Annotated in this window: 17 protein-coding genes; 15 read left to right on the top strand and 2 right to left on the bottom strand. The window is 70.5% G+C overall.

Annotation, left to right across the window (positions count from 1 at the left end; all coding sequences use genetic code 11):
• Positions 1 to 43 precede the first annotated feature (43 nt).
• The 3 genes from ACY34J_RS05910 (at position 44) to prcA (ending at position 2,030) form a co-directional block, all read left to right on the top strand.
• Entirely contained in the window at positions 44 to 262 is a 219-nt protein-coding gene (locus tag ACY34J_RS05910) for a ubiquitin-like protein Pup (protein ID WP_462725533.1), read from the top strand.
• 109 nt (positions 263 to 371) lie between these two features.
• Positions 372 to 1,217 carry a proteasome subunit beta gene (prcB, locus tag ACY34J_RS05905; RefSeq protein WP_462725534.1) on the top strand — a complete coding sequence of 282 codons (846 nt, stop codon included), beginning with the start codon at positions 372 to 374 and terminating at the stop codon, positions 1,215 to 1,217.
• A gap of 45 nt (positions 1,218 to 1,262) precedes the next feature.
• Positions 1,263 to 2,030 (top strand): proteasome subunit alpha, encoded by a 768-nt coding sequence (prcA, locus tag ACY34J_RS05900; RefSeq protein WP_462725535.1) that lies wholly within the window; start codon positions 1,263 to 1,265, stop codon positions 2,028 to 2,030.
• A gap of 169 nt (positions 2,031 to 2,199) precedes the next feature.
• On the opposite strand, the gene ACY34J_RS05895 is transcribed toward prcA, so the two are convergent.
• Positions 2,200 to 3,228, bottom strand: a complete 1,029-nt coding sequence (locus ACY34J_RS05895) for a LacI family DNA-binding transcriptional regulator (protein ID WP_462725609.1) — start codon at positions 3,226 to 3,228, stop codon at positions 2,200 to 2,202.
• Positions 3,229 to 3,469: 241 nt separating this feature from the next.
• Between ACY34J_RS05895 and ACY34J_RS05890 the strand changes: the two genes are divergently transcribed.
• From ACY34J_RS05890 to ACY34J_RS05840, 11 genes are all read left to right on the top strand, one after another.
• On the top strand, positions 3,470 to 4,732 hold the full coding sequence (locus ACY34J_RS05890) for an MFS transporter (protein WP_462725536.1): 1,263 nt from the start codon (positions 3,470 to 3,472) through the stop codon (positions 4,730 to 4,732).
• 9 nt (positions 4,733 to 4,741) lie between these two features.
• Complete coding sequence (pafA, locus tag ACY34J_RS05885; RefSeq protein ID WP_462725537.1) at positions 4,742 to 6,103, top strand: Pup--protein ligase; 1,362 nt, start codon at positions 4,742 to 4,744, stop codon at positions 6,101 to 6,103.
• 148 nt (positions 6,104 to 6,251) lie between these two features.
• Positions 6,252 to 7,226 (top strand): FKBP-type peptidyl-prolyl cis-trans isomerase, encoded by a 975-nt coding sequence (locus tag ACY34J_RS05880; RefSeq protein ID WP_462725538.1) that lies wholly within the window; start codon positions 6,252 to 6,254, stop codon positions 7,224 to 7,226.
• A 67-nt stretch (positions 7,227 to 7,293) separates the two neighbouring features.
• Entirely contained in the window at positions 7,294 to 7,665 is a 372-nt protein-coding gene (locus ACY34J_RS05875) for an FKBP-type peptidyl-prolyl cis-trans isomerase (RefSeq protein ID WP_462725539.1), read from the top strand.
• 115 nt (positions 7,666 to 7,780) lie between these two features.
• A complete protein-coding gene (locus ACY34J_RS05870) occupies positions 7,781 to 8,734 on the top strand; it encodes a helix-turn-helix transcriptional regulator (RefSeq protein ID WP_462725540.1) in 954 nt (317 codons plus the stop codon).
• A gap of 27 nt (positions 8,735 to 8,761) precedes the next feature.
• A complete protein-coding gene (locus tag ACY34J_RS05865) occupies positions 8,762 to 9,712 on the top strand; it encodes a helix-turn-helix transcriptional regulator (protein WP_462725541.1) in 951 nt (316 codons plus the stop codon).
• Positions 9,713 to 9,728: 16 nt separating this feature from the next.
• Positions 9,729 to 9,953 (top strand): hypothetical protein, encoded by a 225-nt coding sequence (locus ACY34J_RS05860; RefSeq protein WP_462725542.1) that lies wholly within the window; start codon positions 9,729 to 9,731, stop codon positions 9,951 to 9,953.
• Positions 9,954 to 10,012: 59 nt separating this feature from the next.
• Entirely contained in the window at positions 10,013 to 10,216 is a 204-nt protein-coding gene (locus tag ACY34J_RS05855) for a hypothetical protein (RefSeq protein ID WP_462725543.1), read from the top strand.
• Positions 10,217 to 10,408: 192 nt separating this feature from the next.
• The gene (tatA, locus tag ACY34J_RS05850; RefSeq protein ID WP_462725544.1) at positions 10,409 to 10,690 is read left to right on the top strand and encodes a Sec-independent protein translocase subunit TatA; all 282 of its coding nucleotides are present in this window, start codon (positions 10,409 to 10,411) and stop codon (positions 10,688 to 10,690) included.
• A gap of 55 nt (positions 10,691 to 10,745) precedes the next feature.
• Positions 10,746 to 11,714, top strand: coding sequence for a twin-arginine translocase subunit TatC (gene tatC / locus ACY34J_RS05845; protein WP_462725545.1), 969 nt, complete (start codon positions 10,746 to 10,748; stop codon positions 11,712 to 11,714).
• Between the two features lie 90 nt (positions 11,715 to 11,804).
• The gene (locus tag ACY34J_RS05840) at positions 11,805 to 14,636 is read left to right on the top strand and encodes a DEAD/DEAH box helicase (protein ID WP_462725546.1); all 2,832 of its coding nucleotides are present in this window, start codon (positions 11,805 to 11,807) and stop codon (positions 14,634 to 14,636) included.
• Positions 14,637 to 14,695: 59 nt separating this feature from the next.
• On the opposite strand, the gene ACY34J_RS05835 is transcribed toward ACY34J_RS05840, so the two are convergent.
• Complete coding sequence (locus ACY34J_RS05835; protein WP_462725547.1) at positions 14,696 to 15,628, bottom strand: 5'-3' exonuclease; 933 nt, start codon at positions 15,626 to 15,628, stop codon at positions 14,696 to 14,698.
• A gap of 175 nt (positions 15,629 to 15,803) precedes the next feature.
• Between ACY34J_RS05835 and ACY34J_RS05830 the strand changes: the two genes are divergently transcribed.
• A complete protein-coding gene (locus tag ACY34J_RS05830) occupies positions 15,804 to 16,403 on the top strand; it encodes a hypothetical protein (RefSeq protein ID WP_462725548.1) in 600 nt (199 codons plus the stop codon).
• Positions 16,404 to 16,423: the final 20 nt, after the last annotated feature.

Genomic DNA, 16,423 nt, shown 5'->3' with positions numbered 1-16,423 from the left:
GTAGGGTCTGATCTTGTACGTCGAACCGAGCGGGGTGAGGGATATGGCGACCAAGGACACCGGCGGCGGACAGCAGAAGGCGACTCGCTCGACCGAGGAGGTCGAGGAGACCGCGCAGGACGCGCAGGCCTCCGAGGACCTCAAGGAGCGTCACGAGAAGCTGTCGGACGACGTTGACTCCGTCCTGGACGAGATCGACGACGTCCTCGAGGAGAACGCAGAGGACTTCGTCCGGTCTTTCGTGCAGAAGGGCGGCGAGTAGAACTGGTCACTCCGTCCCGCGCCCCTTGTGAGGGGGTGCGGGACGGATGACTTTCCCGGCTAGGGGTAAGGTCCGTGCAGTATTTTCAAGATCTGATGGAAGGAATCGCGTGGAAGCCAACACTCGGGGCACCGGGCGTCTGCCGGCAGCCTTCCTGACGCCCGGCTCGTCGTCGTTCATGGACTTCCTGTCGGAGCATTCGCCGGAACTGCTTCCCGGGAACCGGCCCCTGCCTCCTGTCCAGGGTGCGATCGAGGCCCCGCACGGGACGACGATTGTCGCGGCCACCTTCCCCGGCGGCGTCGTGCTCGCCGGTGACCGGCGGGCGACGATGGGCAACATCATCGCGCAGCGCGACATCGAGAAGGTCTTCCCCGCCGATGAGTACTCCGCGGTCGGCATCGCCGGCACGGCGGGCCTGGCCGTTGAGATGGTCAAGCTCTTCCAGCTGGAGCTGGAGCACTTCGAAAAGGTCGAAGGCGAGCATCTCTCCCTGGAGGGCAAGGCGAACCGGCTGTCCACGATGATCCGCGGCAACCTCGGCATGGCCCTGCAGGGCCTGGCCGTCGTCCCGCTCTTCGCCGGCTGGGATCTGGAGCGCGAGAAGGGCCGGATCTTCAGTTACGACGTCACCGGCGGTCGCTCGGAGGAGCTCGGTTACGCGGCCACCGGCTCGGGCTCGGTCTTCGCGCGCGGCTCGCTGAAGAAGCTCTTCCGCGAGGACCTGACCGAGCGGCAGGCCGTCACCCTGGTCGTCCAGGCGCTGTACGACGCCGCCGACGACGACTCCGCGACGGGCGGCCCGGACCTCGCCCGCCGTATCTACCCGCTCGTCACGGTCATCACCGACGAGGGCTTCCGGAAGTTGACGGAGGCCGAGTCCTCCGAGATCGCCCGCGCCGTTCACGAGCGGCGGCTCGAGGAGCCCGACGGCCCGCGCGCCGCGCTGCTCTGAGGGCGCAAGATGCATGTGTCACTGACAGAAAGGGACGGATAGCCGGTGTCGACGCCGTTCTACGTCTCACCCCAGCAGGCCATGGCCGACCGCGCGGAGTACGCCCGCAAGGGCATCGCGCGCGGCCGGAGCCTGGTCGTGCTGCAGTACACCGACGGGATCGTGTTCGTCGGCGAGAATCCGTCCCGCGCGCTGCACAAGTTCAGCGAGATCTACGACCGCATCGCGTTCGCGGCGGCGGGCAAGTACAACGAGTACGAGAACCTGCGGATCGGTGGCGTCCGCTACGCCGATCTGCGCGGCTACACATATCACCGGGAAGACGTCACCGCGCGGGGCCTGGCCAATGTCTATGCGCAGACGCTGGGCACGATCTTCTCCAGCGTCGGCGAGAAGCCGTACGAGGTCGAGCTCGTGGTCGCCGAGGTCGGGGACGTCCCGGAGGACGACCAGATCTACCGGCTGCCGCACGATGGCTCGATCGTGGACGAGCACGGCTCGGTCGCGGTCGGCGGCAATGCCGAGCAGATCAGCAGCTTCCTCGACCAGCGGCACCGCGACGGGATGACCCTCGCCGAGGCCCTCAAGCTCGCGGTGCAGGCCCTGTCCCGGGACAACGCCGGGGGTGAGCGCCAGCTCTCCGCCGAACAGCTGGAGGTCGCGATCCTGGACCGTACGCGGCCGCAGAAGCGCAAGTTCAAGCGGGTGGTGGGGCGTCAGCTGGCACGCCTGCTGGCGCCGGAGGAGTCGACCTCCGCTCCCGCCGAGGAATCCGCCCAGGAAACGGATGAGGGTTCCGCCTCCGACAAGTAGTCCGCCTGTCCTCTCCGCGCCCCTGACCGGCCCCGCCCGGCCAGGGGCGCGGTGGTTCCCGCCCAGCCCCTGTCCTCTCCGCGCCCCTGACCGGCCCCGCCCGGCCAGGGGCGCGGTGGTTCCCGCCCACCCGCCCCAGCGCAGCGCCGGCGTGTCCGCCGGGGCCGGGCTATGACGCCGGCGGGCCCGTGGAGCCGCGGATCACCAGCTCTACCGGCAGCGCCTCACTCTCCGCCGGGCGGCCGTCGAGGACGGCCAGCAGCGCCGCCATGCCCCGCGCCCCCACCTCCTCGGCCGGCAGCCGCACCGTCGTCAGCTCCGGCTCCACCGCCGTCGCCAGCGCCAGGTCGTCGAAACCGCTCACCGACACGTCCTCCGGCACCCGCAGGCCCAGCCGCCGTACCGCTTTGCACGCGCCCGCCGCCAGGATGTCGTCGTCGCACAGCAGGGCCGTGGGACGCGGACCGGGGCGGGACAGCGCCCGCTCCGCCGCGCGCCGGGCCTGGTCCACCTCCAGCGCCGTCGCCTCGGTGTGCAGCACCGCATCGGGGACGCCCCGGAGCGCCTCGGCGACGGCGCGGGCCCGGATCCGGAAGGTCCACGAGTCAACCGCGGACGCCAGGTGCACCAGACGCCGGTGGCCCAGTCCGAGCAGATGCTCCGTCATCCGCCGCATGCCGCCGGCGATGTCGAGATTGACGGTGGCCGCGGCATCCGTGTCCGCCGGATCGCTGTCCAGCATCACCAGCGGCAGCTCGCCGCCGCGCATCGCCGCGAGCGCGTCGGCCGCCATGGAGGAGGCGATGACGCCGTCCAGGGCCGTGCGCGCCGAGTCGAAGGGGTCACGCGCCGGCCCCACGCCCTCCGGGGACGGATAGAGCACCACACCGAAGCCGTGCTCGGCGGCGACCCGGGAGGCGCCGGTGTGGACGCGGGCGAAGAACTCGTTCGTCAGTGCCGGGACCACCAGCAGGGCGGTCCGGGTGCGGCCCATTCGCAGGTGGCGCGCCGCGAGATTGGGGCGGTACCCGAGCTTGTGCGCGGCCGCCCGTACCGCTTCGGCCGTACGCTCCGACACCCGGCCGTGCCACTTGTCCCCGAGCACGAGGGAGACCGTCGCCTGCGACACGCCCGCGCACCGCGCGACATCGCGGCTGGTCGGCCGCGAGGACCCTGCCTGGTCGGCTGCCCCCTCCAGTCCCGCGTCGCCTCGCCGCGCGCGCCGGGCAGGTGTCCCCGGGGCGTCGGGCGCGCCGCCCGAGCCCCTCGGCTCGACCGCGCCGGAACCCTTCGCGCTCCCCACGTGCACCTCCGCCGTAGCCGTCCGTACCGGCCCGCCGCACGCGCCCGGTGGACCGGCGGACTGGCGTCATGGTACGTATAACGCCGCACGTTATACGTAAAACGAGGCCGCAAGGCGCAGGAGATGAGGGCGGGCGATGGCTGCGGGCTACGCGGAGCTGCTACGGACCCGGTACGCGGCGCGGCTGCTCATCGGCACGCTGGTCGGCCGGCTGCCGAACGCCGTGGCCGCCGTCGCCATCGTGCTCTTCACCCGCGCCGAGGGCGGCAGCTACACCCTCGCCGGCGCCCTCTCAGCCGTATACGGGCTGGCCAACGCGGTCGGACAGCCGGTTCTCGGCCGGGCCGTGGACCTCTACGGCCAGCCGCGAGTCATGCTGCCCGCCGCGCTGGCCTCCGCCCTCGGCATGGTGCTGTTCGCCGTCGTCGGTCTGGAGCCGCTGCCCGGCGCCTACGCCGCGATGCTCGTCGCCGGGTTCTGCACACCGCCGCTGGAGGGCGGTCTGCGCGCCCTGTGGCCGAGTGTGCTGGGGCGCGAGGACCGGGTGCACACCGCGTACGCACTGGACGCCGTGGCGCAGGAGGTGATGTTCACCGTCGGCCCGCTGCTCGTCACCCTGGTGGTGGCCGCCTGGTCGGAGGCGACCGCGCTGCTGGTCCTGAGCGCCCTCGGCGTCGCCGGCGCCCTGTCCGTCGTCGTGTCCGAGCCGTCCCGGGCCTGGCGCTCCGCGCCGCGCGAGGCGCACTGGCTCGGAGCGCTGCGCTCGCCCGGCCTGCTCGCGCTGCTCGGCGCGTTCTTCTTCGTCGGCCTCGCCCTCGGCTCGATCGCCGTCGCTTCCCTCTCCTACGCGGACCGCACCGGCGACCGCGACCTGGTGTACGGCCTGCTGATGTCCGCGCTGGGCTTCGGCGCGCTGGCCGGCGGCGTGGTCTACGGGTCCCGGCAGTGGCCCGGCGCGCCCGAGCGGCGGCTGCGCCTGCTGGTGGCCCTGCTCGCCCTCGGTTATCTGCCGCTCCTGCTGGTCCCCGGCGCACCCGCCATGACCGCGCTCGCCGCGCTGGCCGGCGTCTTCCTTGCACCCTCCCTGGCCTGCGCGTTCGTCGTCGTCGACCGGCACGCCCCGCGCGGTACGGTCACGGAGGCGTTCTCCTGGCTGGTCACCACGTTCGGGGTCGGCGCGGCCCTCGGAACGGCCGCGGCGGGACCCGCCGTCGAGCGCAGCGGCACCGTCGCGGGGTTCTGTGTCGCCGGGGCGGGCGGGCTCGCCGCCCTGCTCGTTCTGCTGGTCACCTCCCGGGTTCTCGCAGTTCCCGCCCGTACAGCGGACGGTGGACGCACGCCGAAAAATGATCGAAACGGTGCTGTCGAACCCGGTTTCAGAGCAGAGCATCAGGCGTAATGTTCAGTCATGGACCGCCGCATTTTCGGGCTGGAGAACGAGTATGGCGTCACGTGCACGTTCAGGGGACAGCGCCGACTGTCTCCTGACGAGGTGGCGCGGTACCTCTTCCGCCGTGTCGTTTCCTGGGGCCGCAGCAGCAATGTGTTTCTGCGCAACGGCGCCCGTCTCTATCTCGACGTGGGCTCGCACCCGGAATACGCAACTCCCGAGTGCGACAACGTGGTCGAGCTGGTCACCCACGACAAGGCGGGCGAGCGGATTCTCGAAGGCCTGCTCGTCGATGCCGAACGCCGCCTGCACGAGGAGGGAATCGCGGGCGACGTCTATCTCTTCAAGAACAACACCGACTCGGCGGGCAACTCCTACGGCTGCCACGAGAACTACCTCGTGGCCCGGCACGGAGAGTTCTCCCGGCTCGCGGACATCCTCATTCCGTTCCTCGTCACCCGCCAGCTGCTGTGCGGCGCGGGCAAGGTGCTGCAGACGCCGCGTGGCGCCGTCTACTGCGTCAGCCAGCGCGCCGAGCACATCTGGGAGGGTGTCAGCTCGGCGACCACCCGTTCCCGTCCGATCATCAACACCCGCGACGAGCCGCACGCCGACGCCGAGCGCTACCGCCGGCTGCACGTCATCGTCGGCGACTCCAACATGTCCGAGACGACCATGCTGCTGAAGGTCGGCGCCACCGACCTCGTGCTGCGCATGATCGAGGCGGGCACGGTCATGCGGGACCTCACGCTGGAGAACCCGATCCGGGCCATCCGCGAGGTCAGCCATGACACCACCGGGCAGCGGAAGGTGCGGCTGGCCAGCGGCCGCGAGGCCTCCGCCCTCGAAGTGCAGCAGGAGTACTACGAGAAGGCGGTCGACTTCTGCGAGCGCCGCGGCATCGTCACCGGCACGGTGGAGCAGGTCCTCGAACTGTGGGGCCGCGCTCTCGACGCCATCCGCACCCAGGAGCTGGACCGGATCGACACCGAGATCGACTGGGTGATGAAGTACAAGCTCATCGACCGCTACCGGGCCAAGAACAACATCACCATGTCGCACCCGCGGGTCGCCCAGATAGACCTCGCATATCACGACATCCACCGCCGCCGCGGGCTCTACTACCTGCTGGAGAAGCGCGGCCAGGCCAAGCGTGTCTGCAACGACGTGAAAATCTTCGAGGGCAAGTCGGTGCCCCCGCAGACCACACGTGCCCGGCTGCGCGGCGACTTCATCCGCCGTGCGCAGGAGCAGCGCCGCGACTTCACCGTTGACTGGGTGCACCTCAAGCTCAACGACCAGGCGCAGCGCACCGTCCTGTGCAAGGACCCGTTCCGGTCGGTGGACGACCGGGTGGAGAAGCTCATCGCCGGTATGTAGCAGGGCGCTTCGGACGCGGCTGTGCGCCGGGAGTCACAACAGACTCCCGGCGCACAGCCGTGTTGTCCGCGCTGGAACACACAGGCACAGGTCGTAGAGTGGCGGGCATTGCCCGCAGAACCAGAACCCACGAGTCCGAGTTGGATCCATGCTGAAATCAAAGACCCGCCGTATCGCCGCGGCGCTGGCCGTGCCTGTCCTGCTGTTCACTGCCGCGTGCGGATCGGAGGAAGGCGGCTCGTCGCAACCGGTCGCGAAGGTGGAGGGCAAAGCAGGGGAGCAGCCCAAGATCTCCGTGCCGAAGAACGCCAAGCCGGCCGACAAGGTCGTCGTCGAGACGGTCATCGCGGGCAACGGTGAAGAGGTGAAGAAGGGGTCCTTCGTACGGCTCGACTGGACCGGGCAGACGATGAAGGACAAAAAGCCGCTCGGTGGCACCTGGACCCCGCAGCCGGGCGCCAACACCAAGGGCCCGCGCCGTCAGGTCGTCCAGGAGATCGGCCAGCCCAGCCAGGAGCTGCCGCCGAAGGTGCTTGACGCGCTCGTCGGCCGGAAGGCCGGCAGCCGGGTCGAGGTGGAGGGGACGGCCAAGGCGCTGATCGGGGAGCAGCTGAACCCGCAGTCGGGGGTCAAGCCGGAGGACGGCCTGGTGTGGGTCATCGACATCGTCGGCGCCAAGCAGGTCGACAAGAAGGCCGAGGCCAAGGGCAAGCAGGCGCCGCCGGCGGCCGGTATGCCCGAGGTGAAGGCCCAGCCGCAGAAGCCCGCCACCATCATCATCCCCAAGGGCGAGAAGGCTCCCACCGATCTCAAGCAGCAGGTCCTGATCAAGGGCAACGGCCCGAAGGTCAAGGCCGGTGAGGGCCTGATCGCCCAGTACACGGGCGTCAAGTGGGAGGACGGAAAGAAGTTCGACTCCTCCTGGGACCACGGCGGTGCCACCGCCTTCCAGATCGGCACCGGCTCGGTCGTCCAGGGCTGGGACAAGGCCCTGGTCGGCAAGAACGTCGGGGACCGGGTGCTGATGGTCATTCCGCCGAAGCTGGGCTACGGCAGCAACCCGCAGAGCGAACTGGCGAAGAACACCCTGGTCTTCTCCGTCGACATCGTCGGCACGGTGTGATCGCGGATGATCTCGGTCTGCGAGACTGGCACCGTTTCCGACAAGATCCATCCGTAGGAGCACTTCAGTGAGCATCGACAAGCCCGAGGTCGACTTCCCGGGCGGCGAGCCCCCGGCGGACCTGCAGATCCAGGACATCTGGGAGGGCGACGGCCCGGTCGCCAAGGCCGGGGACACCGTGCAGGTCCATTACGTGGGCGTGGCCTTCAGCACCGGCGAGGAGTTCGACGCGAGCTGGAACCGCGGCACGCCGCTCCGCTTCCAGCTGGGTGTCGGCCAGGTCATCCCCGGATGGGACCAGGGCGTCCAGGGCATGAAGGTCGGCGGCCGCCGTCAGCTGGTCATCCCGCCGCACCTCGCGTACGGCGACCGTGGCGCCGGCGGCCGGATCAAGCCGGGCGAGACGCTGATCTTCGTCTGCGACCTGGTCTCCGTCTGAGGCCGCCCACGTCGGCCGAGGCCCATGCCTGTCCCAGGCATGGGCCTCGGCTTTTGCCTGGGATCCCCGGACCGGTACGGTCATGTGTCGAGGGGACAATGAGAGAAGGGCGTCGATGGCGATTGCCAAGGCCGAGCGGCTGATGAACCTGGCGCTGTGCCTGCTGGGGACCCGGCGCCCGCTGACCAAGCGAGAACTGCGGGCCTCCATCGAGGCGTACATCGAAGCGGGCAGCGACGACGCCTTCAACCGGATGTTCGAGCGGGACAAGGACGACCTGCGGGAACTCGGCCTCGTCATCGAGACCGTCGAGAACTTCGACGGCGATACCGGCTACCTCGCCCGCCGCGACAGCAACCGCCTCCCGCCCGTCGCCCTCGACGCCGAGGAGGCCGCCGCCCTCGGCCTCGCCGCCAAGGTCTGGCAGCAGGCCCGGCTCGCCGGCGCCGCCAGCGGCGCCCTGCAGAAGCTGCGCGCCGCCGGGATGCCGCTGGCCGAGGACGTGTACGAGAGCCACAGCGCCCTCGAGCCGCGCATCCCCGCCCACGAGGCCGCCTTCGAACCGCTGATGCTCGCTTGCCGCGACCGCCGGCCGGTCGTCTTCGACTACCGCAAGGCCACCGCCGCCCGCCCCGAGACCCGGCATGTCGAGCCATGGACCCTCGAATGCTGGCGCGGCCACTGGTATCTCGCCGGCTGGGATCGCGACCGGCAGGCCGAACGCGTCTTCAGGCTCTCCCGGATCACCGGCAGGGTGCGCTCCCGGTCCGGAGCCTTCACCGCCGAGGTACCCGACCACGTCACCGTCCGCGAGACCGTCGAGAGCTGGGCGGGCGAGACCGCGACCCGAACCGCCCGCATCCGGCTGCGCGCGGGCGCCGGCTACCCGTTGCGCGCCCGGGCCGTGAGCACCCGTGCGGCGGGAGACGGCTGGGACGAGCTGGAGATCCCGTACGGACACGGCCTCGACGCCTGGCTCGTGGAGTTCGGTCCGGACGTGGTCGTGCTGGAGCCCGCGGAGCTGCGGGCAGACGTGATCGACCGGCTGCGCGCCGTGGCCAAGGGCTGAGGCGAGAGGAAGCGGAAGAGACTGCTCATGGCCAGCAACGCGATCGACCAGACACGGCGGATGCTCTCCTTGGTGACGTATCTGCGCGAGCGGCCCGGCGCCCGCGTCAGCGATGTCGCGCGGGCCTTCGGCATCACCGAGGACCAGCTCATCGCCGACCTCGACGTGCTCCCGCTGTGCGGCACGAGCTTCCGGGGCGGTGATCTCCTCGACATCGACACCGACGGTGACCGCATCTGGTGGCACAACCCGGACGATGTGGCGACCCCGCTGCGGCTCGCCGCCGACGAGGCCACCGCCCTGCTCGTGGCCGCCCGCGCCGTCGCCACCCTCCCCGGTCTGCGGGAGGGCGACCGTCAGGCGCTGCTGCGGGCCACGGCCAAGCTGGAGGCCGCCGCGGGGGAGGCCGCGGGCGCCAGCTCCCGGCTGTCGGTGACCTTCGAGTCGGAGGGCGGGGTGTTCGCCGACGTCGACCGGGCGATCTCGGAGCGCCGGCGGCTGTGGCTGCGGTACTACTCGCCGGCGCGTGATGAGCTCACCGAGCGCGAGGTGGACCCGATCCGCCTGTTCGCCGTGGGGCACACGTATATGGAGGCCTGGTGCCGGCTCAGTGAGGCTCGCCGTACCTTCCGCCTCGACCGGGTCGCCGAGATCAAGCTGCTCGACGAGCCCTCCGATCCGCCGCCCGTCGAGCTGCGGGATCTGTCCGAGGGGCTGGTGCAGCCGGCGGCGGAGGACCCCGAGGTGGTCGTCGAGGTCGGCCCCGCCGGCCGCTGGGTCGCCGAGTACTACCCGCACGACAGCGCCGAGGAACTGCCCGACGGTGGCCTGCGGATCACTCTTCGCACCCCCGACCCGGCGTCGCTGCGCCGGCTGGCGCTGCGTCTGGGCCGGGACGGCCGCATCGTCGCCCCGCAGGACCTCGCGGAGAGCGCTCAGCAGGCGGCCCGAGAAGCCCTCGCGGCCTACGGCGACTGAAGGGGCGGGAACTACGGTGGCCACAGCGGCGATCTTCAAGGCAGCCTGCCCGGACTGCCGCGGCCGGTTCGAGCTCACCTCGGACGCCTTCCGGCTGGCCATCGGTGCCACCCGGCGCACCACCTTCTACTCCTTCACCTGCCCCGACTGCGGGTCCACCGTCCGCAAGCCGGCCGGCGAGCGGATCGTGGAACTGCTCACCGGCGGCGGGGTGCGCACCCTGCGGCTGCACATCGGCTGATTTCGGCCGAAGTGGGTTGGTGCGGTGGCTGATTCGGGCCGCCCGGTAGGCTCCTCCCCATGCTCTGGCCCATGATCGCGATCGCTCTCGCCTTCTGTGGAACCGCCGTGCTCGGCGTGCTCGCCGTACGGGCCGGCATCGAAGTGCGACGGCTGGCGCGGCAGGTGGGGGACGCCTCGGAGCGCATCAGCCGCGCCGCGCAGGACCTGGAGCGCGCCGCCGTCCCGCTCGCGGCACGGGAGCGGCCGCCGCACCACGACTGACCGCCCAGGGACGGCAGGTACGCTGCATGGACGGCCCCACAGCGAGGCCACGGGCCGCAACAGGGAGTACGCACAGGCATTGCCGTGCATTTACCCCTGCGCGTTACGATCGCTGCCAGCACGGCAGTCGGTGTCATACCGGCAGGTCGGGCAGCCCCACCCAATGCCGCCTCGGTGAGAAGGTAAACGCATATGTTCGGAAGGCTCGGCGCTCCCGAGATCATTCTGATCCTCGTCGTCGTCATCCTCCTGTTCGGAGCGAAGAAGCTGCCGGACATGGCCCGCTCCCTGGGTAAGTCGGCTCGCATCCTCAAGAGCGAGGCCCGCGCGATGAAGACCGAGGGCAAGGACTCCGCCTCGGCGCCCGCTGACCCGCCGGCTGACCAGCCCGCGCCCCGGACGATCCAGGCCGCCCCCGGGGACGTGACCAGCTCGCGCCCGGTGAGCGAGCCCACCGATACGACCAAGCGCTGACCGGAGCCGGACCAGGCGGCCGATGACGGCTCGCCGCACGAGATGAGGACGTGGGTTGCTCAAGCCTGCCCGCAAAAAGGAGAAGGACCCCGAGGGGCGGATGCCGCTCGTGGAGCACCTGCGCGAGCTCCGCAACCGGCTTGCGAAGGCCCTGCTCGCGATCATGGTCGTCACGATCGTGGCCGCGTTCTTCTACAACGACATCATCGAGTTCTTCACCAAGCCGGTGCTGCAGTCGGTGGGGTGTGACTCCACCTTCGCGGAGCTGGCGAAGCAGGGTGAGGCCACGACCTGCGCGCGGATCACGATCAACGGTCTGCTCACCCCGTTCACGCTGGCGCTCAAGGTGTCGTTGATGGCGGGCATCGTCCTCGCTTCCCCGGTGTGGCTGTACCAGTTGTGGGCGTTCCTCGCGCCCGGCCTGCACCGCAACGAGAAGAAGTACGCGCTGAGCTTCGTGGCGGCGGGCTTCCCGCTCTTCCTCGGCGGCGGCTACTTCGCGTACGCGGTCCTGCCGACCAGCGCCAAGGTGCTGATCGACTTCACCCCGGGAGGCGTGGACAACCTGCTGCCGCTGGACGACCTGCTCGACCTGGTGACGCGCATGGTGGTCGTCTTCGGCCTCGCCTTCGAGCTGCCGCTGCTGCTCGTACTGCTCAACCTCGGCGGTGTGATCACCGGCAAGCGCATGCTCGGCTGGTGGCGCGGCATGATCATGGGAATCACGATCTTCGCCGCGGTCGCGACTCCCAGTACCGACCCGCTCACGATGCTCGCGCTGGCCGGTCCCATCTGGGTGCTGTACTTCGTCGCCGTCTCTGTCGCCCTGCTCAACGACTCTCGTAAGCGCGCCCGGGAGGCGGCCGGGCCCGCTGACGACGAGGCGTCCGAGCTCGACCTGACCCCCGCGGCCATCGGCGAGGTGGAGTCGGTCCCGGCCGCCCCGGCCCTGCCGGAGCAGGCGAGCGGCGACCGCGACCCCGGCCGCTCCCTTGACCGCGGCGGTTACGACGACGCGACGTGATCGTCTAAGGCCCCGGCGGTCCCGGGCGCACGGCAGGCGCTGGCAAAGATCGCTGCTCTGTCCGAGGTGGCCGGTAGGCTCGTAGACACGATGACCGAGGACCTGTCCCCTGCGGAGCGCTACGCCGCTGCTCGCAACCGCGCCGCCGAGCAGAAGACCGCACTCGCTCCCTTCCGTGAGATGTACGACTTCGAGCTGGACCCGTTCCAGATCGAGGCGTGCCAGGCGCTCGAGGCCGGGAAGGGCGTGCTTGTCGCTGCTCCCACCGGCTCCGGCAAGACCATCGTGGGCGAGTTCGCCGTCCACCTGGCCCTGACCGAGGGCCGCAAGTGCTTCTACACCACGCCGATCAAGGCGCTGTCGAACCAGAAGTACAACGACCTCGTGGCGCGCTACGGCCCCCAGAAGGTCGGCCTGCTGACCGGCGACAACAGCATCAACGCCGAGGCCCCGGTGATCGTGATGACCACCGAGGTGCTGCGCAACATGCTCTACGCCGGCTCGCAGACGCTGGCCGGCCTCGGCTATGTGGTGATGGACGAGGTGCACTACCTCTCCGACCGCTTCCGCGGCGCCGTCTGGGAGGAGGTCATCATCCACCTCCCCGAGTCCGTGACCCTGGTCTCCCTGTCCGCCACCGTCTCCAACGCCGAGGAGTTCGGTGACTGGCTGGACACCGTGCGTGGCGACACCGAGGTGATCGTCTCCGAGCACCGGCCCGTCCCGCTGTGGCAGCACGTGCTCGCCGGCCGCCGGATGTACGACCTCTTCGAGGAGAAGAAGGCGAAGAGCGGCGGCCGGGCCGACGGCAGGCGGGAGGTCAACCCCGATCTGCTCCGGCTGGCCCGAATGGAGAACAGCCGCCCCACGCGCATCCGCGAGCGGCAGCGCGGGCGCAACAACATGCGCGAGGCGGACCGCGAGCGGGAGCGGCGCCAGCGGAGCCGCGTCTACACCCCCAGCCGGGTCGAGGTCATCGAGCGGCTGGAGGCCGAGGGGCTGCTGCCCGCCATCACCTTCATCTTCAGCCGGGCCGGCTGCGAGGCCGCCGTACAGCAGTGCCTGGCCGCCGGGCTGCGGCTGAACACCGACGAGGAGCGCCGGCAGGTACGGGCCCTGGTCGAGGAGCGTACGGCCCCCATCCCCGACGAAGACCTGCACGTGCTGGGCTACTTCGAGTGGCTGGAGGGCCTGGAGCGGGGGATCGCCGCGCACCACGCGGGCATGCTGCCGACCTTCAAGGAGGTCGTGGAGGAGCTGTTCGTCCGCGGTCTGGTCAAGGCGGTCTTCGCCACCGAGACCCTGGCGCTGGGCATCAACATGCCCGCGCGGTCGGTCGTCCTGGAGAAGCTCGTCAAGTGGAACGGCGAGCAGCACGCCGACATCACGCCCGGCGAGTACACCCAGCTGACCGGGCGGGCCGGGCGGCGCGGCATCGATGTCGAGGGCCACGCCGTGGTGCTGTGGCAGCGCGCCATGAGCCCCGAGGCGCTCGCCGGACTCGCCGGCACGCGTACGTACCCGCTGCGCTCCTCCTTCAAGCCGTCGTACAACATGGCGGTCAACCTCGTCTCCCAGTACGGCCGGCACCGCTCGCGCGAACTGCTGGAGACCTCCTTCGCGCAGTTCCAGGCCGACCGGTCGGTGGTCGGTATCTCCCGTCAGGTGCAGCGCAACGAGGAGGGCCTGGAAGGCTACCGCGAGGCGATGACCTGCCACCTCGGGGACTTCGAGGAGTACGCGCAGCTCCGCCGTCAGCTCAAGGACCGCGAGACCGAGCTTGCCAAGCAGGGTGCCGCGCAGCGGCGGGCCGCTGCCGCGGCCGCGCTGGAGAAGCTCCGGCCCGGGGACGTCATCCATGTCCCCACCGGCAAGTACGCGGGCCTGGCGCTGGTCCTGGACCCGGGCGTCCCGGCCGGCCGTACCAACCCGCACCGGGGCTTCGAACATGACGACGGGCCACGCCCATTGGTGCTCACCGCCGAGCGGCAGGTCAAGCGGCTGGCGTCCATCGACTTCCCGGTGCCGGTCGAGCCGCTGGAGCGGATGCGGATTCCCAAGTCCTTCAACGCCCGCAGCCCGCAGTCGCGCCGCGACCTCGCCTCCGCGCTGCGCACGAAGGCCGGCCACATACAGCCGGAGCGGCACCGCAGGCAGCGCTCCGCCGCTGCCGACGACACCGCGATCGCCCAGTTGCGCGCGGCGATCCGCGCCCACCCCTGCCACGGCTGCGACGAGCGCGAGGACCACGCCCGGTGGGCCGAGCGCTACCAGCGGCTGCAGCGCGACATCCACCAGCTGGAGCGGCGCATCGAGGGCCGTACGAACACCATCGCCCGCACCTTCGACCGGGTGTACGCGCTGCTGACCGACCTCGGCTATCTGCAGGGGGACGAGGTCACCGAGCACGGGCGGCGGCTGGCCCGGCTCTATGGCGAGCTGGACCTGCTGGCCTCCGAGTGCCTGCGCGAGCGGGTGTGGGACAGCCTGAAGCCGGCCGAGCTGGCCGCCTGCGCCTCCGCGCTGGTCTATGAGTCCCGCGTCGCCGACGATGCGCTCCCGCCGAAGCTGCCGCAGGGCAATGCCAAGCAGGCGCTCGCCGAAATGGTCCGGATCTGGGGCCGGTTGGACGCCCTTGAGGAGGAGCACCGCATCAACCAGACCGAGGGCGTGGGCCAGCGGGAGCCCGATCTGGGGTTCGCCTGGGCCGCGTACCGGTGGGCTTCCGGGCACAGCCTGGACTCGGTGCTGGGCGAGACGGACATGCCTGCCGGGGACTTCGTGCGCTGGTGCAAGCAAGTGATCGACGTGCTCGGGCAGATCGCGGAGGCCGCGCCGGACGGCAGCCCGGTGCGCCGGAGCGCCCGGCGGGCGGTCGATGGGATGCTGCGCGGCGTGGTCGCGTACTCCTCCGTGGGCTGATACTTACCGTCCGCCCAGGGAAAGGAGCGGGTGGGAAGACCGGCGCGGAGCGCCGGAGCTCACACCGGCAGGGTGGCGAGAAGCCGCTCAAGGGAGCCGCCCAGTCCCCAGCGCGCGGAGAGGGCCTCCAGGGTCGCGGGGTCGCGCGGCTGGTGGGGCACCGCCGGATCGAAGGCGGGCAGCGTGACATCGCGGGCGACCCGCACCACCCTCGGGGCGACGGCGAGGTAGCCCCGCGCCTCGTCGAGCCGCTTGCGCTGGACCGGGGTGAGCCCCGAGGCGGGGTCGTCGATCGCGGCCGTGATCCCGGCGAGGTCGCCGTAGATGGCGAGGAGCTTGGCCGCGGTCTTCTCGCCGATGCCCGGGACGCCGGGGAGCCCGTCGCTGGGGTCGCCGCGCAGCAGCGCCAGATCCGCGTAGCCGGGGCCGTCGACCCCGTACTTGCCGCGCAGGGCCGCCTCGTCCACCACCTGCAGGGTGCCAACGCCCTTCACCGGGTACAGCACGCGCACTTCGCGCTTGTCGTCGACGAGTTGGTAGAGATCGCGGTCGCCGGTGACGATGTCCACCGGGCCGGTCGCGCGGGCGGTGAGGGTGCCGATGATGTCGTCCGCCTCGTATTCGGGCACCCCGACGCGGGCGATGCCGATGGTGTCGAGGACCTCCTCGATGATCGGCACCTGCGGCGACAGGGTGTCCGGAATCTCCTCGATGTCGGAGCCCTCGGGCACCTCCTCCGCGACCCGGTGCGCCTTGTAGCTGGGGATCAGCGCGACTCGCCAGTGCGGCCGCCAGTCGGCGTCCATGCAGGCGACCAGCTCATCGGGCCGGTGGTCCTGGACCAGCCGGGCAATGAAGTCCAGCAACCCGCGCACCGCGTTCACGGGTGTGCCATCGGGGGCCCTGACCGAGTCCGGAACCCCGAAGTAGGCGCGGAAATACAGGCTGGCGGTGTCGAGCAGGAGCAGCTTCCTGGGGCGAGATGCAGTCACGCGGCCAGCATGGCACGCCGGGGAGCGGCGCAAGCGATCGATGCCCGCAAGATGCCCGCAAGTGTTTTGCCCGGTATGAGAGTGAATTACTGGGTACGCGAGTTACGCACGGTTGCTCCCGACTCCCGTGTGACCTGGGGGAAGGGATCATCATCAAACCGGATGAGGGATCAGCATGAACAAGGACAAGCGACGTAAGCGGTTCGCGGGTCTGGCCTTGGGGGCCACCGTCTTGACGTCGGTGGCGGTGACGGGTGTGACCCCCGTCGGAGCAAGCCAGGGCCAGACCCAGGTCCGCGGCCAGGCCCAGGGCCGCGCCGAGAACCCGGCCCAGCCGCGGCCCGGGGCACAGACGCGGCAGATCGCCTTCACCCAGCTCGATCAGGACCGCAGGGCCATCCTCACCGCAGAGCGATCAAGGTTCAATCGCCAACGCGCGACGGTGCACCTCGAGATCTTCTCGTTCATCCGTGGCCAGTGGGTCAGCCGGGGCACGCGGCTGGTAGGCCAGCCCAACCAGTGGTTCTGGTTCACGCTCGTCAGCCCGCCGGGCAACCCCAGGCTGGGCCACAACGCGATCTGTGAGTTCTCCGTCTCCAGTGCGATCCCGCCGGCGGTCAACGCGAACGAGCGGGGGGCCATACATGTGAGCCTCTTGCAGACCGCGCCGGGAAGCAGGCAGCCCCAGTGCTCCGAGGATTTCCCCTTCCATGTGAACCTGGTGCGTGATCCGCGCAACAGGAGGGTGTTCATCGAGCAGCTGGTCCAGGGCTGAACGGAGCGTGTGAACTGCGT

Source organism: Streptomyces sp. HSS9-12 (assembly GCF_054963655.1).
Note: the sequence above shows the minus strand (reverse complement) of the source record. Positions and strands in the feature narration are given on the sequence as shown.